This is a genomic window from Sphingobium chungangianum, from assembly GCF_977014255.1.
Genome location: NZ_CDRNIV010000006.1, coordinates 887,609 through 906,795, shown reverse-complemented (window position 1 = coordinate 906,795; position 19,187 = coordinate 887,609). Strand labels below are relative to the sequence as shown.

The following is a 19,187-nucleotide window of genomic DNA, read 5'->3' as shown; positions in this document are numbered from 1 at the left end:
CTCCTCAAGCCCCGGTAAGGCTCTGCAATTGCAAGATAGGCAGCAGGATCGACAAGATAATCACCGCCACGATCCCACCCATCAATATGATGATCACCGGCTCCAGCATCGCCAGCGCGGCGGAGGTAAAGCTGTCAAACTCCCGCTCCAGATAATCGGCCGCCCGCTCCAGCATCGTATCCAGCCGCCCCGCACTCTCCCCACTCGCCGCCAGATAGACCAGCAACGGCGGAAACACCCCAGCCCGCCGCAGCGCCGCCGACAGGCTCCCGCCCCCACGAATGGCCTCTACAATCTGCTCGGAAGCCTGCCGCAACACTCGGTTGTGCACGGTCTGGGTGGTCAACGTCAGGCCCTCCATCAACGGAAGTCGGCTCGCCACCATAGTCGACAAAGTCCGCGCCATCCGCGCCGCATGCAAGTCGCGGATCAACCGCCCCAGCAGCGGCAGTCGCAGCATCGTCCCGTCGAAGCGATAGCGGAAAGCTTCAACCTTCAACGCGCGCCAGAAGGCAAAACCGCCCAGCAGCATAAGGATCGCCAGCAGCCACCAATAGCCTGCCAAAAAGGCCGAAATCCCCATCACCATCCGCGTTAGCAGCGGCAGATCCTGCCCCACCGTGTCGAACTGCTCCACCACCTTGGGCACCACAAAGATCATCAGCGCCGCGACGACGCAGACGGCAAAGACTGCCAGTACGCTCGGATAGGCGATGGCGATCAGCACCTTCGACCGGATCACCGCCTGCCGCTCCATCAGGTCGGACAGCCGCTCCATGATCGTAGGCAAGCTGCCGGAACTTTCACCGGCGGAAATCATCGCCCGATACAGCGCCGGAAAGCTCTTCGGCTCCGCGCCCAGAGCATCCGCCAGCCGCCGCCCTTCCAACACACCCGAATGCACCTTGCTGACGATCGCGCGCACATGCTCCTGCTCGCTCTGCCTCCCGATGGTGCGCAGCGATTCCTCCAGCGGGCTGCACCTGGATCAGCGTCGATAGCTGGCGCGTAAAAAGCGTAAGCTCCTTGGCGGACAGCCGAGGAGCGCGCAGCGACAATCCCGCACGCTTCGCCGCCTTCTCCGCAACGCCCGGCTCGATCCGCACGATGAACAGCTTGCGCGCGTCCAGCTTGGCGCGCGCATCCTCGATCGTCTCGGCCTTCACCTTACCGCTGCGTTCCTTGCCCGCCGGATCGATGACCAAATAGTCGAACTCAGCCATCGACGATGGTTTCCACCTCCGCCGCATCGCGCCGCGACACGCGGATGGCTTCCTCCGCCGTAGTCTGCCCATCGCGCACCAGCGCCCGCGCCGCCGACCCCAGATTGGGCGCATTGAGGAAAGCGTGCCGCGCGATCAGGGACTCGTCGCCGCCATCATTGATCAGGCGGCGAATCGTGTCATCCACGCGGATCGCCTCGAACACCCCGATCCGGCCCTTATAGCCGCTACCGTTGCACTCCTCGCACCCTCGCGCCCGGTAAATGATCGTTCCGGGATCGAAACCAAGCAGCGCACTCGCCGACTTGTCCGCCTGCACCGGCTCCCGGCAATGCTGGCAAAGCCGCCGCACCAGCCGCTGCGCAATAACAGCGCGCAAGGTCGAGGCGAGCAGGAACGGCTCCACCCGCATGTCCCGCATCCGCGTGATCGCGCCCACCGCATCATTGGTATGCACGGTCGACAGCACCAGATGACCCGTCAGCGACGCCTGCACCGCGATCTCCGCCGTCTCCCGATCACGGATTTCGCCAACCATCACCACATCGGGGTCCTGCCGAAGAATCGCCCGCAACCCCGCAGCAAAGGTCAGGCCCACCTTGGCATTCACCTGCGTCTGTCCAACCCCCTCGACAGCATATTCGACCGGGTCCTCCACGGTAAGAATATTGCGCGTCCCATCATTCAACTGCCGCAGCCCCGCATAGAGCGTAGTCGTCTTCCCCGACCCGGTCGGCCCCGTGACCAAGATAATCCCGTTCGGTTCGTGCAATCCTTCACGAAAAATCCGATCCGCCGCCCCCGCCATGCCCAGCAGGTCAAGGTTCATGCCCGCATTCTCCTTGTCGAGAATACGCAGCACCACCCGCTCCCCCGCCCGGCTCGGCAGTGTCGAAACGCGCACGTCCAGCAGCTTGCCGCCCAGCGTCAGCCCAATGCGCCCATCCTGCGGCACCCGCCGCTCGGCAATGTCCAGTCGCGCCATCACCTTGATCCGGCTCACCACCACCGGCGCGACATGCGGCGGCATCCGCAACGTCTCGCGCAGCACTCCGTCGATCCGCATCCGCACGATCAGGCCGGTTTCATAAGGCTCGATATGAATATCCGAAACGCCCTGCCGCGCTGCTTCAGCGATGATGCCGTTGATCAGCCGGATTGCAGGCGCATCATCGGCGCTGTCGAGCAAGTCGTCGGCAGTCGGAATGTCGGCGGCAAGAATATCCAGCTCATCCGCGCCGACTTCCAGCGACCCTGCCATGGCGGCAGCGCTGCCCTCCATCGCATAATGGTCGGACAGGTGCCGGTCAAACTGCGCGCCATCAACGAACCGCACATCGAAACTACGCGCCAAATGCCGCCGCACTTCCAGCAATATGCGCGGATCGCTCGCCTCCCGAACTGCGATCGTAAGCCGGTCTCCGTCCAACGGCAGCATGACCACGCCATGCTTGCGCGCAAAGACATAGGGAATGTCGACAGCGCGGGGGGCACTGTGCGGAAGGTTTAACGGTTCGGCAGGCCCGCTCACTTCATCCCCCGTTCGCCCCGAGCTTGTCGACGGGCTTTTCTTACTTGAAAAGAAGGGAAGGGCTTCGACAAGTTCAGCCAGAACGGTCGTGGAAGTAGGTCGTTCACCGCCGATCTCCATTCGCCGCACCGTCCACCGGCCGAACTACGCCGCTCGATTGCCGCACCGTCGGTTCAATCACTTGCGCCGGGCCAGCGCTGGGCTGCGCCACCGCATCACTCGCCTGCGTCACAGCGGCGGGCGGTTCCGCGCCCATATAGTCGCGCACCAACTCGTCGATGCTCGGTTCCTGATCGGGGTTCCGCGCCAACTGCATGTCCCGCACATAGCCATAGCGTTGCTGCGTCAGGCGCTGCGCATCCTCCTTCGACCGCAGGATGGTGGGCCGGATGAAGACCATGAGGTTGGTCTTGCTCCGGCTCTTGCTGCGCGACTTGAAAAGCTCGCCGATGCCCGGAATATCCGATAGCAGCGGAATACGCTCGATCGTCTTGCGCTCATTATCGTCCAGCAAGCCGCCAAGCGCCAAAATCTCGCCATCATCCACCGTGACCGTCGTCTCGATCTCACGCTTGTTGATGATGAGGTCGCTATTATTGTTGGACACCGGCCCGGCGACGCTCGACACTTCCTGCCTCAGGAACAGCTTGATCGCGCCGCCCGTGTTGATCTGCGGCTTCACTTCCAGCTTGATGCCGACATCTTGCCGCTGGACAGTGCGGAACTGATTGTCGAAATTCTGGCTGAGCGCCTCGCCGGTCGTTATCGGCACCTGCTGCCCAACCAAGATCGACGCCTTCTGATTGTCCAGCGTCATCACCGAAGGCGTGGACAGAATATTGCTGTCAGTGTCGGACCTGACCGCGTTGATGATCGCCCCGAAAATCCCGTTCCGCCCGATCTGCGTCGCAACCCCGCCAAAGCCGCCCGTCGCGTTCATCAGGCTATCGACCGCCGCCTGCTGCAAGGTGTTCGACAAGTTGCTATTCTCGGTCGAGGTGGTCGTCGTGGTCACGCCGCCGTTGACGACCGTCGTGGTCGTCTTGCCCAACTCGTTCGCGCCAATCGCCCCGGCCAGCGTCAGCAAATTGGGAGAAGCATTGGAATAATTGGTCGCAGCAAAGCCCGTCTTGGTGCTGCCGATCAGGAATTGCACGCCCAGCTTCTTGGCAGCGGCATCGCTGATCTCGACGATGATCGCCTCGACCAGAACCTGCTCCCGCCTCGTATCGAGTTGCCGGACGGTCTCGCCCAGCATGCGCTGCACGTCGCTATTGGCCGCAACGATGATCGCATTGGCCCCTTCATAGCGGGTGACGATCGCAGGACCCCGCGTCGAAATGCCACCACCTGAAGAACCGGCCGAACCCGCAACCGCAGGCGCCGCCGCAACCGGAGCAGCGCCATTGGCCGCCGGAACCGAAGCCGTCACGGCAGAGCCGGTCGATTGCCCAACCAATTGCTGCAACACAGGCAGCAGCTTTTCGGCATCCGCATGTTCCAGCCAGTAGACGCGGATTTCCGTCCCGCTCGCAGCCTGCCGATCAAGATCGCGCGTCATCTGCGCCAATCGCGTCACCGTCCCGGCATCGCCCCGGATCGCGACCGAATTGCTGCTGTCGATCGGCACGATAGTCGCCGCCCGCTGCGCCCCTTCGCCGTTACTCTGCACCAGCGCCTGAAGCGACGTCGCGATTTCCCGCGCGCCAGCATTCCGCAGCATCACCGTTTGCGTCGCCGCCGTATCACGATCGATCCGCGCCAGGACCTGTCGGATGCGCCCGATATTGTCGGCATAGTCGGCAACGACCACGCTGTTCCCAGCGCGATTGGCGGTCACCGAACCGTCCTTGCTCACCAGCGGCCGCAATGTCTCCAGCGCACTGCCCGCATCGATCGAGCGAAGGCGGAAAACCTCGGTCACGAACTGGTTGCGATTGGCGCCACGTCCAACGACGCTAGGTTGCCCGGCGGCCCCATCGGCAGGCTGAATGCGATAAGCGCCGCCCGGCGCTGGCACCGCTACCAGCCCGTTCGCCCGCAAGGTCGACAGGAAAATCTCGAAATATTCCGATCGCGACAGCGGCCGGTCTGTCACGACCGAAACCTTCCCCTGGACCCGATTGTCGATGATGAAGGTTCGCCCCGTCACCCGCGCGGCGTCCTGAATGAAGGCGCGAATATCGGCGTCGCGCACGTTGAGCGTCTGCTGTGCCATGACGGGCGACCCGACAGGCACGGCCAGAGCGAGGGCGGTCGCGGCGGAAAGAAGGAGTTTTCTGGTCATTGGCCTTGCAGAGTAAGGTTGATCGTCGAAAGGCTGGCGCCCCGCTCGACGGTCAGGGAAATGCGCGCGCCGGGCATGATTTTGCCTTGCAGCGCCTGGAGATCGCTAGGCGAGCCGACCGGCTGCCCATCGACCTGGGTGACGATATCGCCGGGCTGAAACCCGGCATTTTGGAAGGTTGGCCCCTTGGCGGTCAGGATCAGCCCCGTGATCCGGCCATTCTGCATACGCGGCGCAAAGCCGATATCGCGCTTCAGCCCGTCCGCCGTCGGACTGTCGATTCCGGCGACAGGGGCCGGAGCCGCTCCGTCTCCCAGCGCGCCCGCAGGTGAGGCAGGCTGCGACTGGTCGAGGAATATCTGCTCTTCCGATCCACCCCGGTCGATAGTGACATGATCGAACGCCACGCCCTTCAGCAGCACGCCCGGCAATATCTCATCACCCACGGCAAAGCTGTTCTGCACCCCATCGGGTCCAGCGATGATGGCCGATCCCAGCCCCGACCCTTCGTTCAACCGAATGCCGTAGACAGTCAGCGCCAGCGAGGTCACGACCCCACCGCTCGCCGCCTGCTGCGGTCCAGCCCGGTAAAAGGGATCAAAACTGGAAAATAATGTTTGGCGCGCCGCGAAATTCGGAAATTGCGCTTGCCGCCCTTCCCACGGTCCAAAGCTCCCGACCGGCGTCAGCACGGCCCAAACCAGCCTTGCACATTGCAGCGCCAGCAGGCCCAGCAACAGCTTCTCAGCAACCCGCGCCCAGTCGATCGGCGCGAGGCGGCTGCTAAGGTCCTGAAAGTTACTGCGAAACGCCACGCGCATGAACCTGGTAATCCCCCTTGATACCCGCGCTGCTAGGCAATTGTTTTTACTGCCGGATGACAGAAATGTGACCTATCCATGACAACGGCAATCCGCAAGCGATGACACTTGCATTTCGAGCGCCGAACGATAGCAGAAAGGCTGCTTTCTCGCCCTAAAAGGCCGTCCATGCCTAACCAACCCATTGTGAAATCAGCCGATGCCGATCCGGCCTGGATCGCATCCCATCCACGCGTCCAGCGCGTGCCCAGCCGCGATCTGACGCTCTTCATCCAGCGCGATTTCCTGACAGCGGAAGAATGCGATGGCCTGATCACACGGATCGAGGCGCGCCGTCGCCCTTCCACCATCGCCGACGCCAATGGCGACACAGGCTTCCGCACCAGCGATACCTGCGATCTCGACAACACCGATCCCTTCATCGGGGCCATAGATGAAAAACTCGCCGCTTTCGCCGGGATCGACCCATGTTTCGGCGAACCGATACAGGGGCAACGTTACGCCGTGGGTCAGGAATTCAAGGCGCATACCGACTATTTCGATCCTGCTGGCCTCGACTTCGCCCGCTACTGCTCCGTCTCGGGCAACCGGACATGGACGCTGATGGTCTATCTCAACCAGCCCCCCGCAGGTGGCGCGACCCGCTTCGTGAAGATCGGTAAGACGGTCCAGCCCGAGCGCGGGAAGCTGCTCGCCTGGAACAATCGCCTTGAACCCGGACGCTATAATGGGGCCACCCTGCACCACGGCATGAAGGTGCGCAGCGGCGTCAAGCACATCATCACCAAATGGTATCGCGAAAAACCCTGGGCCTGAGCTTCAGCGCCAGAAATGCTTGGCATCCGCCAATTCATCATAGGCTTTGCCGGCCGCCGCCAGCAGCTTCTTCTTGCTCCGACCGCTCTTCACCAGATCGGCATCGACCGGCAGGCCATGCTGCGCCAACAAGGCGCGCACGTTGACCAGATCATTGAGCGCGCCCAGTTCGTCCTGCAACCCCTCCAGCGCATCGATGTAGCGCGCGTGTCGTCGCCGCTGTTTCTTGGCGTCGAATAGACCCCCGAAAAATTCGGCGGCGTAGCGCAGCTTCTTCGCCTTCTTGCGCACTTCGTGACGGTGCGCGTCATCCAGCTTCGCCAGATGCCGTGCATGCTTCATCTGCCAGCGATGAAAATGCTGCAAACGGCGTGCGGCAAACGCCTCCGCAGCCTCATCGCGCAACCTGCGGCCCTCAGCATCCGACTCGCCCATGCCAAGCGTCAGCCATTCCACGATGTCGATCATCAAGCCCCGCGCCCGATCGGATTCCAGCGCATCGATCACCTTTGCATGGATCACCGAGCGAACAGCAGCTAGTTGCTCGTGCAGTTCGCCCGGCTTCATCCGTTCGATCAGCACATCCAGATCACGCGCCTCTCCCAGCAGCTGCGCCAGCCAGCGAAGCTCATCCTGAAATCGGGTCACGTCTTGCGCCGCCAGCATTGATCTGAACAGCGTCAGCGCCGAACGCAGCCGCCGCACGGCTACGCGCGCCTGATGCACAGCCTGTGGATCATAATGGTCGAGTAGCAGATTTTCGTTCAGCCGGTATTGCCGCACACAGTTGCGCATAATGGCCTGAAACGCCGCCTGCGCACTGACATCGGGCTTCAGCGCCAGTCTCTCCGCCTTGAAACAGGCGGGCGCGGGAGCCAGCAGCCGATAGCCTCGTTCCGACTTTGCCGCGACGCCCAGCCGCACCGGCACTGCCGCCTCAATTCGCCTTGCGAGCGCAAACAGGGCGGCGGGTTCTCCTGCCTTCAGCTCCAGTTCGACTTCGCAAATGGGCGACTGCCGCTCACCCGCGCGGACCCATCCCCTGTCGAGCACCAATTCGATCTCCGCGGCACCCTCGGCAATCAGCCATGTGCGCCGCTCGACCTCGACCTTGAACGCGGGCTCGATCATCTCCGTCGCATCACCCAGAACGCCTGCAATGGGCGTGCGACTATCGATCACCGGCTCATCCTGCCTGACCGGCATTTCCCATTCCGCCCGCGAGAAAAGGGCTCCGCCCCGATCTTCACTACCGGCCTTGACGGTCTGGACGCGCTCCTCCCCTGATCGGCGGATGCGCAGCGTATATCCTCGCGCATCCAACTGCCTGTCGGGCGTATCGAAATAGACGGCCTGAAGTTGCGCCCGGCCTCCCTCAGCGGGCAGCAGCGCCAATTGCTCGAAGGCCTCCGCCGCCTGCTGCGACAGCTCCAGTTTCAGCTCGACTTCCTGCTTCACCGCCTGCCTCCGCTTCAGGCCAACCCCTAACACGGCGCAGGAAAACGCGCGAATCACAGATGGCAAAACGGCCGATCCGCGCGAAGCGGATCGGCCGCCAAGCCTCATCAAAGAAAGTTAAATCAGAGTGCCACGGTCAGCGAAGCCGCGAAGGTCGTGCCGATCTTGTAGCGATTGTAGAATACCTTGTTGCCGCCCAGTTCCTGGAACTCCTGGAACTTGCGCCCCGTGATGTTACGCGCCTCGAACTTGAACTCGCTCTTCACCCCGCCCGGCAACGTCACGCCCTGCCGCGCCACGAAGTCCAACGTCAGGCCCGGCTTTTCCTTGATGTCGGGCTGAAGGTTGGGACCACGGCTCGTAACGCGCGGGCTGGCATAGGTCAGCAGCAGCGTCTGCTGCGACAGCCTGTCCGTGTCTTCAAGGCCAAACTGCAGATTGACCAGATGGTCCGATTGGCCGGTCAGCGGCACGCCATCCTGGAAATAGTCGGACGCGGCGGGCAGCGGGCCAGCGGTATAGCTGTAGGGGATGGTCGTATCCCCTTCGCTCACTTTCAGCTTCGACTGGGTGTAGGTATAGTTGCCGATCAACACGATCCGCCGGGTCTGGAAGAACGGGCTGCTCACATTGTCGAGCGGCAGATATTTCTGCGCCTCGAACTCGACACCATATAGCGTCGCTTCAGGCGCATTGGCGAAGCTGGTGGTCACATCATATTTGTCGTTGATGGTCGTGTAAGTCTCGATCGGATTGTCGATCTTCTTCCAGAACGCCGCCGCCGTCAGCCGCTCGTCCCGGCCCATATACCATTCCGCGCGCAGGTCTGCGTTCCACAACTCGCTATCCTGCAGGAAGGGGTTGCCGCGATAGAAGCGGTTGGAATCGGTATCGATATAGGGCTGGGCGATCAGCTCGCGGAACTGCGGGCGTGCAATCGTCTTGGAACCGCTCATGCGGAACTGCAAACCCTTCGCCGCTTCGAAGGTGATGGTCGCGGCAGGCAGCCAATATTCCTTGTTGATGCCGTTCACCGGCTCAACGCCCGTATTGTAGACGTCCACGCCGGTCACCGACTGGCGGCCCTTTTCATACCGCACGCCAGCGTCCACGGTCACGCCCGCTAGAGGCTGCACCTTCAGCTGCGCATATCCGGCATGCGTGCGCAGCGCCGCATCATAGACCGGATAATTGCCCGAAAAGTCCAGCAGCGACATGTCGAACAACTGGATCGACGCATCCGATAGCAGATAATCGGGCCGCAGCTGCTGCACGGCGATCGGCAGGTTGGTCGCGTCGAAATGCAGCTCATAGCGCGAAGACGTGCGCTTCGTATCGCTGAACGCATAGCCCACCGTCGCCGTCAGATCGGGCGAGAATTTGTAGCTGAGATCCCAGCCCGCCGACCACAAATCTTCGTTGAGATCGCTGAAGGTTATTGAAGCATCGCCCCGCTGACGGTTCAGCGCGTTGACGAAGCGATCGCCCACGGGATCGACCGCCAGATCGCGATTTGTCCGCACATATTCGAACTCACGCTCATAGGGCGCTTCCCGCTGCGAATTGGCATAGCCGCCGCGCAGGTCGAGGCTGAGCCCCTCCATCAGCTTGAACTCACCCACCATCTGGGTGTCGATCAGCTGCCGCTCATACCAGGCGGTATTCTGCTTCATATAATCCGCGCCCGCGATCGCGCCGTCATTCTGCCCCAGCGTCAGGGCACCGCGCTTCAGCGTGTCGCGAATATAGACGTTGGTCCAGCGGATCTTCTGATCGCCCAGTTCCAGGCCCAGCCCGAACAGGCTGTTGAACGTCACCTCATTATCCGTCGACACCTGAACGCCGTTCTTGCCCGGCGCCTGCTCCAGATTGATCGACGCCTGCTGCAGCGAGGAGCGTGTCCGCCACTTGTTGCTGTAGGATGCGGTGAACAGCACGCCCAACCGCCCATCACTACCCACATCCATCGCCGTTCCGGCGTTCAGCGAACCCGAAAAGTTGAACGGCAGGCTGTTGGTCCGCTGGAGCACGGAAGTCTTCGCATTCAGGAACTGCATCGAAATCGCCTGCAGGTCACCGCGCGTCATGTTGGAGAAGGGCACCCCGCTACCAAACGCCTGCGCCAGCAGTGGCGGAACGTCGCGCGACCCATCGTCAAAGCCGGTCCAGTCCGACTTCGACCCATAATAGGTGTAGCCCATGTTGCCCGACGTTTCGGTATTGGCCGAACTTCCAATTCCCAGCTCAAGATAGCTTTCAACCGGGATAGCCTTGGTCGTCAGGTTGATGACGCCGCCGCCAAACTCGCCAGGGAAGTTGGCCGAATAGCTTTTCTGCACCATCGTGGACGCAATGACGCTGGTCGGGAAGATGTCGAGCGGCACGACGCGCTTCAGCGGCTCCGGGCTCGGCAAAGGCGATCCGTTGAGCAGCGCCAGAGAATAGCGGTCGCCCAGCCCACGCACATAGACATATCCGCCCGATACGACAGACAGGCCGGTCACCCGCTGCAAGGACCCGGCGATATCGCCTTCGCCCGTGCGCTTGATGTCGGCGGCCGACAGGACAGTCACCACCTGCGGCGCTGCCTGCGACACATTGCTCGTGCGGCGGCCGGTCACGATGATGTCCGATCCGGGAACGGAAACGTCGACATTGCCGGTCTGCGCATCGGCCTCTTCGGATGCACTCGGCACGCCTGACGTCGGCGCGCTATCGGTCGTGGTCTGCGCCATCACCGCCGGAGCGGAAAGGGCGGTCGAAATCAGGAGCATGCGCGCCAGGCTGAGCGGCTTCGACATGGCTAGGAGTTCCCCCTTGGGAAAATTCTTTGTAAAGAGGGCGGGGAAGCGGCTGATGCACGCTCCCCCGCCCCTGTTCAGGTGAGGTAGATCAGGTCGTCGGGATGGCGGTGCAGCTCGCGCTGCTGCTGCCGAAGCTCGCCGTAACCGAGTTACAGGTCCAGCCCGCATACCAGGTGTCGTTGCTGTCCTTCACCGCGCCGATATAGTTGGTGGTGGTGAAGTTGCTGTCGATCGTCTTGGGGTCGATCGCGGTGCGGGCCGTTTCCGTCGCGCCGTTGATGAATAGGCTGGTCAACGACGGCGTATAGGCAAAGCTGCTGTTCGGATCGGTCGAGAAGATCGACTGGACCGTCGCCGCATCGACGCCGCCGGTGCCCTTGAACGGGGTAGCGTTGCACTGCATCACTACCGACAGGTAACGCGGCTTCCCCGCATCCTGCAGCCCCGCGTCAGCGTCACGTACCGTGGCGGCGCTGTTGATGCGCAGGCAGCTCTGATCAGGACTGACGATGATGCCGTTCACCATGGCAAGGTCAGCACCGCCCCGCAGCAACATAGTCGCGCCATCATCGCCGGTGTTCGACCGCTGGATGTGCGTGAAGTTCGCTACCTTCAGATATTGGCGAGGCAGCGCGTCTTCCGAGAAGCTGGTGCCGGTCGTCGAACCGTTCGAGTCCGTCTCGGTGAAGGTATCACCGATATTGTTGTTCGCACGCTGCACGGAGATAACGAACTGCGCCGTGCCGCGGAAGCCCACGTCCGTGTCCAGATTGTCGTCTTCATTGCCGGTCAGCACCAGATATTTCATGTGGGTCGAACCACCGAAAGCCTCGATGCCGTCGTCCGAGCTGTTGTGGACCTGGATATGGTCAAGCTGCGTGCCGGTGCCGACGCCCGAAGGAGTCAGACCCTGCAATTCCTTGCCATTCGCCAGCACGAAGCCGGAATAACGAATCTGGACATAGCTCATGCGGCCCGAATTGTCGGCGTCATTGTCGCCGCCATAGAGCGCGCCGGTCGTGCCTTCGGTGTCGCGCTGACACGCGGTGGTGCCCGGAGCCGCATTGGGCGCCTGATCGCAGTCGGTGATCTTGGCGCGGCCGAGCAACACGATGCCACCCCACTGGCCCGACGACTGATCGGTCGCCGACCCGGTGACATTCTCGCGGCTGGTAAAGACGATCGGCTGTGCGGCCGTACCAACAGCGTTGATCTTGTTGCCACGATTGACGGCCAGGAAGGCGCTACCGGTGCCGGCAAAGACCACCACACCCGGATCAATCGTTAGCGTCACATTGGAGCCAGTGCTCGCAGCACCCTGATCGGTGCCGACATCAACGCGGCCGGGCAGCGAATAGATCACGCCCGCCGTCTTGGCGATCGCGGTCGAGCTGTTGAAACGCGCGGGGAAGCCGCAATTGCGCCATGTATTGGTGCCGTCGCTGATGGTGCCAAGGTTGGTCAGCTGGTCCGCACCCGAGATAGTCGGACAGTCGGCCGCAGCGGTCACATTGCCCGGCGTAGGAGTGGGCGTCGGCGTCGGACTCGGCGAAGGCGTCGGCGCGGGCAGGACGATCGTCCCCTCGCCCGGCGAAGCGATATCGTCCGCGCCGCAAGCGCTCAGAGCAGCGCAGGCGCAACCCGCCATCAGGATGGTAGTGATACGATTAGTCTTGACCATGTCGTCTCCGCTCCGGCGATGCCGGTTTGTGTTAAGATGCGGAGCGAAGGGGATTCACGAATCGGACAACGCCCCCTGCCGCCCTCAGTCGCCGCAGCTAGGCGCGCCAGATGACAGAGACATTTTGCTTCCGTGACGGCAGAGTGACTTTAAAATGACAGTTCAGAGACTCTTGTTTCACTTTGATGATTGCGAAAGCCGTCCACGCAAAAAGAAAGGCGCCGTCCCACCGGACGACGCCCCACTGTTCAATGACTTAACGGGCCGATGTCAGCGCATGGCGTAGCTCGCTTCAAGGCGGCCGAGTGCGCGGCGGGCAACATCCCGCGACGATGCTTCTTCGCCATTCGCGAGCAGCAACGTCGATTCCGGCGCAAAGCGGGCGGCCCCATAAGCCTCTCGCGCATCCTTCATTCGCCCCAAGCCTGCATAAGCGTTGCCAAGGTTGATCAACCGAGCCGGATCGTTCGCCCCGTCCGGCCACATCGGCGCAAGGCGGCGGGCGGCTCTTTCATAATCCTTCGCCACCAAGGCCGGAGCGGCCAATTGCCCATCGGGAACACCGACCACAACCACTTCATCGGATGCAGCCACGGCCGCGCCTGACATGCCCCCCGCCAGCATCAGCCCGACGATCGCCGCTACCTTCATCATCCAATTTCTCCCGAAAAAACTTTCTATAATAGCCGGGATTATTTCATCTTGATGACATCTAAACAAGCAGCGAACTGCACCCAAAAAAGGATTTTTACTTCCTATAATTCAATATGTTATAAATTTTTCTTCTAACTGTCATAAAACTGTAATTGAACCGTCTTGGTTCATGACATCCGATTCGCAGCTACAGATTCAGCCTGCCAGCCCATAGCCAGCGCCACCCGCCACGCAGGACGGCCGCCAAAATCACTTAAATGAAGGAAGGTCCGGAGGATTCTGTTGCCCGGCTCCTCCGGAAGCCGCTGAATTCCCTTCTGTTGCCCGGTGGGTTCAACCGCGTTCTTTTTGGGTAATGTCAGGCCGTGAGGCCATCAATTACGCAGCAAGAGCAAGAGCCTCGTTATCGTTGGCACTTACGTGTTTTGAACATTTTTACGGCTTACTCAGGCCGGGTGAAGACATCGCCTTTCAACACACGTCGATCCTAGTTCGGCCCCGTCAGACACCCCGTACAAGCCGGGATATGTGGTGGAGCCGCCGGGTACTGCCCCCGGGTCCGCTGCGCCTATTACACGACACGATTTATCACCATAGCCGGGCGAACCCGGCAAAACCCATATGGGGCAGCGCTCCCCATTTATCAACCTTTTCGGTCAGGCCGGGAGCAGATGGACGGCCTTGGGCTTGGCGACCGGCAGTCCGCTGGCCTTCGCCTGCGCCATCAGCTCCTGCTTGCGCGCCATCATCCTGTCACGCAGCACGACCAGATCCACATCCGTCTTGCGGCACTGGGCGAACATGCCGTCAGACTGCCTTTCCTCTTCCTTCACATGATGCTTGATCTCTTCGGACAGCACCTTGACCTTGGCATCGTAGAAATCATCTTCCGGCGATCCGGCCTCGATATCATTCACCAGCACCTTCGCGCCGTCATGCTCGACATAGGCTTCATCGAGCGTGTCGTCCTCGATCTTGCCGCGAAAGGTGGGGTAGAAAATCTCCTCCTCGATCGTCGTGTGAATCTTCAGCTCGGTGCAGATCTGATGCGCGATTTCCTGCTTCCGGTTTGCGGCCCTCGCCTTTTCAAACTGCTCGAACAGGTCCTCGACCTTGCGGTGATCAGCTTTCAACAGGGCGATCGCATCGGTAAACTCAGCTTTGGCCATTTCCGTCCTCCTCACGAACACATATCGTCAAGAAGCGGCTGACAGGCCTCCGGGTTCCCTGCTATCATTCATAGCCCAGATCCTGACCGTGCGGCTTCGCATGACCACCGGCGCGCAGATAACGGCTGTCTATTTCGTTGATCAACCGCTCGGCATCCTTGCCCCCCGCCATTTTCAGCAGTTCGTCGACCTTCACTTCCAACCGGTCGTCATTCTCCTTGGAGGCTGGCGAACCGACATAGAGGAAATAGGCCAGGCCTACGACTTGCCAGATCAGCTGGAGAAATTCCGACTGCCAATTCTCGAACGTATCCCGGCCCATCTCGATGGCATAGGCCGCCAGTTCAGGCACCTGCCCGTGCGTCTTTGCGTCATCCACATAGGCCCACCAGCCAAACACCCAATGACCCACGATCGACACCAGAAAGAACAGGGCCGTGATCCAACCATAGGCGTAGCGCTTCATACCATCCTCCCTCATGTCGCTCCGGAGGGACAACGCAAAAGCATGTCGCCGGTTCAGCCAGCTGCCAGTGCCGATTCCGATTGGCCCGGCGCGCTTCGCTGTTTATAGCCATGGTCCCATGATCCTCGTCATCGACAATTATGACAGCTTCACCTGGAACCTGGTCCACTACCTCATGGAGTTGGGCGCAGAGGTGGAGGTCGTCCGCAACGATGCCATTTCGGCAGGCCAGGCCCTCTCCAGCGGCGCCAGCGCCTTCCTGCTTTCGCCCGGTCCCTGCACGCCCAATGAGGCGGGCGTCAGCCTTGAACTCGTAGCGGCCGCCGCCGACGCGGGCGCACCACTGCTGGGCGTATGCCTCGGCCACCAGGCGATCGGCCAGCATTTCGGCGGGCAAGTCGTTCGGGGCGGTCTGATGCATGGCAAGACCTCCCCCGTCACCCATGACGGAACGGGGCTTTTCGAGGGCATTCCATCCCCCTTCACAGCGACCCGTTATCATTCGCTCATCGTGGATAACATTCCGCAGAGCCTCATCGTGAATGCGACCAGCGAGGATGGCTCAGTCATGGGCTTCCGCCATCAAAGCCTTCCGATCCACTCGGTCCAGTTCCATCCGGAAAGCATCGCGACCGAATACGGGCATGAGATGCTGGCGAACTTCATGCGGATCGCCGGGATTCCGGTAAAGGAGCGCGCAGCCGCCTGATTTCGGTTTCGCGGCGGAGCGAACGAAGCACAGGGCTTCGCTATGTCATGTGCGAAAGACTTTCCCGCACCCTCCCCTCGACTCCGGCGCGGCGTCGTGATTAAGGCAAAGGCGATGACCCGCCTGCCCGATCCCGCAGCGCCATTGAGCGCAACCGAGGCCGCCGCCGCCTTCGACCTGTTGTTCGACGGCAACCTGCCAGAGGCGGAGATCGCCGCCTTTCTCGTCACCATGGCTCAGCGCGGCGAGTCTGCAACAGAGATCGCCGCCGCCGCCCGCGCCATGCGCGCGCGCATGATCCCCATCGCCGCCCCCGCAGGCGCAATCGACGTCTGCGGCACAGGCGGAGATGGCCACCACACGCTCAACGTCTCGACAGCAGTGAGTCTTGTGGTAGCCGCCGCCGGAGTGCCCGTCGCCAAGCATGGCAACCGCGCCGCTTCATCCAAGGCCGGGGCCGCCGACACGCTCGAAGCGCTCGGCCTCGATCTTGATCGCGTCGCCGATACGGCGGAGGCAACGCTGGCCGATCTCGGCATCTGCTTCCTCTTCGCGCAGAAGCATCACCCCGCGCTCAAACGCTTCGGCCCGATCCGCAAGGCCATCGGCCAGCGCACCATCTTCAACCTGATGGGTCCGCTCGCCAATCCTGCCGGTGTGCGCCGTCAGCTAGTCGGCATCGCCCGCCCCGCCTATGTTCCCATCTATGCCGAGGCGCTGGCGGAACTTGGCGTCGATCGCGCCATGATCGTTTCGGGTGATGAGGGCCTCGACGAACTGTCCCTCGCGGGCGGCAACGACGTCGCCGAAGTCACCGCGCAGGGCATCGTCGCAATGCGCCGCCTCACCCCGGCCGACGCCGGACTGCCTACGCACCCGGTTGAGGCGATACGCGGCGGTGACCCCGCTCATAACGCCGCCGCCCTGCGTGCCCTGCTTCAGGGTGAGCCGGGCGCCTATCGCGACGCCGTGCTGCTTAACGCAGCCGCTGCCCTTCTCGTAGCGGACGCCGTTACCGATCTGCGCGAAGGTGTCGAGGAAGCTGCCGAAACCATCGACCGTGGACTCGCCAACGCGCTGCTCAATTGCTGGATTGCCTATAAATGACGAACAAGCTGATCGAAATCTGCGACACGAAACGCGAGGAAGTGGCCCGCCGCAAGGCAGCGATCACCGTCTCGACGCTCCACGCCCGCGCCGCCGAGCAGACACCCCCGCGCGGCTTCCGCCAGGCACTGGACAGCGCCGCTCGCTCGGGCTTTGGGCTCATCGCGGAGATCAAGAAGGCCAGCCCATCGAAAGGTCTTATCCGCGAGAATTTTGACCCGCCCGCCCATGCTCAGGCCTACGCCGCCGCTGGTGCCGCCTGCCTGTCGGTCTTGACGGACGAACCTTATTTCCAAGGCCATGACGATTATCTCATGGCCGCCCGTTCCGCCTGCGCTTTGCCGGTCCTGCGCAAGGATTTCATGGTCGATCCCTGGCAGGTGCTGGAAAGCCGCTCGCTCGGAGCCGATGCCATCCTCATCATCGCTGCCGCGCTGGACGACAGCCAGATGGCCGAGATAGAAGACGCCGCCCTCGGCCTTGGCATGGATGCACTGATCGAAGTCCATGATGCTCATGAACTGGAACGCGCGCTCAAGCTCCGCTCGCGCCTCATCGGCGTCAACAACCGCGACCTGCGAGACTTCAGCGTTGACTTCGCCCGCACCTATGAACTGGTCGGCCACGCGCCGGAAGGCTGCACCTTCGTCGCCGAAAGCGGCCTTGGCAGCCATGCCGACCTGATCGCCATGTCCGAACATGGCGTCCGCTGCTTCCTGGTGGGCGAAAGCCTGATGCGCCAGCCCGATGTCGAAGCCGCCACCCGCGCGCTGCTGACCGGCGCATGAGCAAGCTCACCCATCTTGATGGGGATGGGTCGGCCCATATGGTCGATGTTTCCGCCAAGGCCGTGACCGCCCGTGAAGCCATCGCAACCGGCCACATCGGCATGAGCGCTGAAGCGGCGGCCGCCATCGCGCAAGGACTGGTGAAGAAAGGCGATGTCCTCGCGGTAGCGCGAGTGGCAGGCATCATGGCGGCAAAGCGGACCTCCGACCTCATCCCCCTCTGTCATCCCATCGCCCTGACCTCGGTGGCTATCGACTTCGATCTGGAAACAGAAGGCGTCACCGTCACGGCTACCGCCAGAAGCGCGGGTCAAACTGGCGTTGAGATGGAGGCACTTACCGCCACCTCTGCGGCGCTGTTGACCATCTATGACATGGCAAAGGCGCTCGATAAGGGCATGATCATCGGCAACGTCCGGTTGCTCGCAAAGTCGGGCGGCAAGTCGGGCGACTGGCGCGTCGCATGAGCCTGCTCCCGGTCGCGGAGGCTCAAGCGCGCCTGCTTGCGCTGGGTAGCCGCTTGCCGGAAGAGGACGCCCCGGTTTTCAACTGTGTAGGCCGATGGCTCGCACGCGACGTCGTCGCCTTGCGCGATCAGCCTTGGGCAGATCTATCGGCGATGGACGGATATGCCATTCGTGCGGCAGAATGGCCTGGCCCCTGGCGCCTAACCGCTGAAAGCACGGCGGGCGGCTCCCTTCCCTCTACTTTGGCTCGGGGGGAATGCTGCCGCATCTTCACTGGCGCACCACTTCCGCCAGGCGCCGATACCGTCCTGATCCAGGAAGATGCCCAGCTGGACGGCCAGCTCGTGCATCCCCTCGGCTCTCCATTACCCACAGGACGAAATGTGCGCCCGGCGGCAAGCGACTTTGGCACAAATCATCTATTGCTGCCTGCCGGTGCTCCACTGGGTCCCGCGCAGATTGCTCTCGCCGTTCTTGGGGGCCACGGAACCCTCCCGGTCGGCGGCCGCCCGCGCATCGCCCTGATCTCTACCGGCAATGAACTCGTTCCCCCGGGAGCGCCCACGCCCTCTGGCCGCTTGCCGTCCTCCAACGCGCCCATGCTTGCGGCCATGCTAGGTCAGGCAGGCGCGGAGGTTATCGACGTCGGCATCGTTTCCGACGATCTGGACGCAATGGTCCGATCGCTCCAAGAAGCCGCCGGGGCCGATATCATCGTCTCGACCGGAGGTGCCTCGGTCGGCGATCACGACTTGGTGAGGCCCGCATTCCAGGCGGCAGGCGGCACTCTGGATTTCTGGAAGATTCGCATGCGACCCGGCAAGCCGCTTATGGCGGGAACGCTGGGCGACGCCCTATTCCTCGGCCTCCCAGGCAATCCCGTATCCGCCTTCGTGACCGCAACGCTGTTCCTGCTGCCGCTCGTCCGGCACATGGCCGGAGCCGCTAGCCCACTCCCGCGTACAATGATCGCGGAACTCGCCGCCCCACTCCCAGCGACAGGAGAGCGCGACGACTATCTTCGCGCCTACCTCACTGGTGCTGGGTTGGTCTCGGTTACCTCGCAGGACAGCGCCGCTACCGCAGCCCTGGCTCAAGCGGACTGCCTGATCCTTCGACCGGCCGATTCACCTCCGGCTGCCGTAGGCGACAAAGTAACCATCGTTCCGCTCTGGCAATGAGAAAGGGGCCGCAAAGCGGCCCCTC

The 19,187-nt window shown here is 62.3% G+C and carries 15 protein-coding genes, 1 other RNA gene and 1 pseudogene; 6 read left to right on the top strand and 11 right to left on the bottom strand.

All coding sequences use genetic code 11. The annotated features are described in order from the left end of the window. Positions 1–4 precede the first annotated feature (4 nt). The 4 genes and pseudogenes from gspF to ACWNC0_RS11485 all read right to left on the bottom strand — a co-directional run bounded on the left by gspF (position 5) and on the right by ACWNC0_RS11485 (position 5,862). Positions 5–1,223 (bottom strand): annotated as a pseudogene (gspF, locus tag ACWNC0_RS11500) (type II secretion system inner membrane protein GspF). Beyond that, positions 1,216–2,754: a type II secretion system ATPase GspE gene (gspE, locus tag ACWNC0_RS11495; RefSeq protein ID WP_449471706.1), complete on the bottom strand. Its 1,539-nt coding sequence runs from the start codon at positions 2,752–2,754 to the stop codon at positions 1,216–1,218. Before gspE ends, gspF begins: the two are co-directional and overlap by 8 nt. 103 nt (positions 2,755–2,857) lie before the next feature. Further along, positions 2,858–5,041 carry a type II secretion system secretin GspD gene (gspD, locus tag ACWNC0_RS11490; RefSeq protein ID WP_449471705.1) on the bottom strand — a complete coding sequence of 728 codons (2,184 nt, stop codon included), beginning with the start codon at positions 5,039–5,041 and terminating at the stop codon, positions 2,858–2,860. Then, positions 5,038–5,862 (bottom strand): type II secretion system protein N, encoded by an 825-nt coding sequence (locus ACWNC0_RS11485; RefSeq protein WP_449471704.1) that lies wholly within the window; start codon positions 5,860–5,862, stop codon positions 5,038–5,040. Before ACWNC0_RS11485 ends, gspD begins: the two co-directional genes overlap by 4 nt. A 168-nt stretch (positions 5,863–6,030) precedes the next feature. Between ACWNC0_RS11485 and ACWNC0_RS11480 the strand changes: the two genes are divergently transcribed. Then, the gene (locus tag ACWNC0_RS11480; protein ID WP_449471703.1) at positions 6,031–6,678 is read left to right on the top strand and encodes a prolyl hydroxylase family protein; all 648 of its coding nucleotides are present in this window, start codon (positions 6,031–6,033) and stop codon (positions 6,676–6,678) included. A 3-nt stretch (positions 6,679–6,681) separates the two neighbouring features. Here ACWNC0_RS11480 and ACWNC0_RS11475 read toward each other — a convergent pair whose 3' ends face one another. The 7 genes from ACWNC0_RS11475 to ACWNC0_RS11445 all read right to left on the bottom strand — a co-directional run bounded on the left by ACWNC0_RS11475 (position 6,682) and on the right by ACWNC0_RS11445 (position 14,910). Beyond that, a complete protein-coding gene (locus ACWNC0_RS11475; protein ID WP_449471702.1) occupies positions 6,682–8,136 on the bottom strand; it encodes a CYTH and CHAD domain-containing protein in 1,455 nt (484 codons plus the stop codon). A 122-nt stretch (positions 8,137–8,258) separates the two neighbouring features. Continuing rightward, positions 8,259–10,937 (bottom strand): TonB-dependent receptor domain-containing protein, encoded by a 2,679-nt coding sequence (locus ACWNC0_RS11470; protein WP_449471701.1) that lies wholly within the window; start codon positions 10,935–10,937, stop codon positions 8,259–8,261. Positions 10,938–11,028: 91 nt separating this feature from the next. Further along, on the bottom strand, positions 11,029–12,621 hold the full coding sequence (locus tag ACWNC0_RS11465; RefSeq protein ID WP_449471700.1) for a hypothetical protein: 1,593 nt from the start codon (positions 12,619–12,621) through the stop codon (positions 11,029–11,031). A 270-nt stretch (positions 12,622–12,891) separates the two neighbouring features. Continuing rightward, entirely contained in the window at positions 12,892–13,275 is a 384-nt protein-coding gene (locus ACWNC0_RS11460) for a tetratricopeptide repeat protein (RefSeq protein WP_449471698.1), read from the bottom strand. A gap of 306 nt (positions 13,276–13,581) precedes the next feature. Further along, positions 13,582–13,926: a transfer-messenger RNA gene (gene ssrA / locus ACWNC0_RS11455) on the bottom strand. Positions 13,927–13,931: 5 nt separating this feature from the next. After that, positions 13,932–14,444, bottom strand: coding sequence for a hemerythrin domain-containing protein (locus tag ACWNC0_RS11450; protein ID WP_449471697.1), 513 nt, complete (start codon positions 14,442–14,444; stop codon positions 13,932–13,934). 64 nt (positions 14,445–14,508) lie between these two features. Next, positions 14,509–14,910, bottom strand: coding sequence for a DUF6766 family protein (locus ACWNC0_RS11445; RefSeq protein WP_449471696.1), 402 nt, complete (start codon positions 14,908–14,910; stop codon positions 14,509–14,511). 118 nt (positions 14,911–15,028) lie between these two features. On the opposite strand from ACWNC0_RS11445, the gene ACWNC0_RS11440 reads away from it, so the two are divergent. The 5 genes from ACWNC0_RS11440 to ACWNC0_RS11420 all read left to right on the top strand — a co-directional run bounded on the left by ACWNC0_RS11440 (position 15,029) and on the right by ACWNC0_RS11420 (position 19,162). Then, entirely contained in the window at positions 15,029–15,619 is a 591-nt protein-coding gene (locus ACWNC0_RS11440; protein ID WP_449471694.1) for an anthranilate synthase component II, read from the top strand. Positions 15,620–15,733: 114 nt separating this feature from the next. Beyond that, positions 15,734–16,726 (top strand): anthranilate phosphoribosyltransferase, encoded by a 993-nt coding sequence (trpD, locus tag ACWNC0_RS11435; protein WP_449474603.1) that lies wholly within the window; start codon positions 15,734–15,736, stop codon positions 16,724–16,726. Next, positions 16,723–17,514 carry an indole-3-glycerol phosphate synthase TrpC gene (gene trpC, locus ACWNC0_RS11430; RefSeq protein ID WP_449471693.1) on the top strand — a complete coding sequence of 264 codons (792 nt, stop codon included), beginning with the start codon at positions 16,723–16,725 and terminating at the stop codon, positions 17,512–17,514. The genes trpD and trpC overlap by 4 nt, the downstream gene beginning before the upstream one ends. Next, a complete protein-coding gene (moaC, locus tag ACWNC0_RS11425; RefSeq protein ID WP_449471691.1) occupies positions 17,511–17,981 on the top strand; it encodes a cyclic pyranopterin monophosphate synthase MoaC in 471 nt (156 codons plus the stop codon). The genes trpC and moaC overlap by 4 nt, the downstream gene beginning before the upstream one ends. Further along, positions 17,978–19,162 carry a molybdopterin molybdotransferase MoeA gene (locus ACWNC0_RS11420; RefSeq protein ID WP_449471689.1) on the top strand — a complete coding sequence of 395 codons (1,185 nt, stop codon included), beginning with the start codon at positions 17,978–17,980 and terminating at the stop codon, positions 19,160–19,162. The genes moaC and ACWNC0_RS11420 overlap by 4 nt, the downstream gene beginning before the upstream one ends. Positions 19,163–19,187 lie beyond the last annotated feature (25 nt).

Coding starts and splice junctions, on each gene's coding strand:
- ACWNC0_RS11460 (WP_449471698.1), bottom strand. CDS start 13,275: ATGATGAAGGTAGCGGCGATCGTCGGGCTGATGCTGGCGGGGGGCATG.
- moaC (WP_449471691.1), top strand. CDS start 17,511: ATGAGCAAGCTCACCCATCTTGATGGGGATGGGTCGGCCCATATGGTC.
- gspD (WP_449471705.1), bottom strand. CDS start 5,041: ATGACCAGAAAACTCCTTCTTTCCGCCGCGACCGCCCTCGCTCTGGCC.
- ACWNC0_RS11485 (WP_449471704.1), bottom strand. CDS start 5,862: ATGCGCGTGGCGTTTCGCAGTAACTTTCAGGACCTTAGCAGCCGCCTC.
- ACWNC0_RS11450 (WP_449471697.1), bottom strand. CDS start 14,444: ATGGCCAAAGCTGAGTTTACCGATGCGATCGCCCTGTTGAAAGCTGAT.
- ACWNC0_RS11480 (WP_449471703.1), top strand. CDS start 6,031: ATGCCTAACCAACCCATTGTGAAATCAGCCGATGCCGATCCGGCCTGG.
- trpD (WP_449474603.1), top strand. CDS start 15,734: ATGACCCGCCTGCCCGATCCCGCAGCGCCATTGAGCGCAACCGAGGCC.
- ACWNC0_RS11470 (WP_449471701.1), bottom strand. CDS start 10,937: ATGTCGAAGCCGCTCAGCCTGGCGCGCATGCTCCTGATTTCGACCGCC.
- ACWNC0_RS11465 (WP_449471700.1), bottom strand. CDS start 12,621: ATGGTCAAGACTAATCGTATCACTACCATCCTGATGGCGGGTTGCGCC.
- ACWNC0_RS11445 (WP_449471696.1), bottom strand. CDS start 14,910: ATGAAGCGCTACGCCTATGGTTGGATCACGGCCCTGTTCTTTCTGGTG.
- ACWNC0_RS11440 (WP_449471694.1), top strand. CDS start 15,029: ATGATCCTCGTCATCGACAATTATGACAGCTTCACCTGGAACCTGGTC.
- ACWNC0_RS11420 (WP_449471689.1), top strand. CDS start 17,978: ATGAGCCTGCTCCCGGTCGCGGAGGCTCAAGCGCGCCTGCTTGCGCTG.
- trpC (WP_449471693.1), top strand. CDS start 16,723: ATGACGAACAAGCTGATCGAAATCTGCGACACGAAACGCGAGGAAGTG.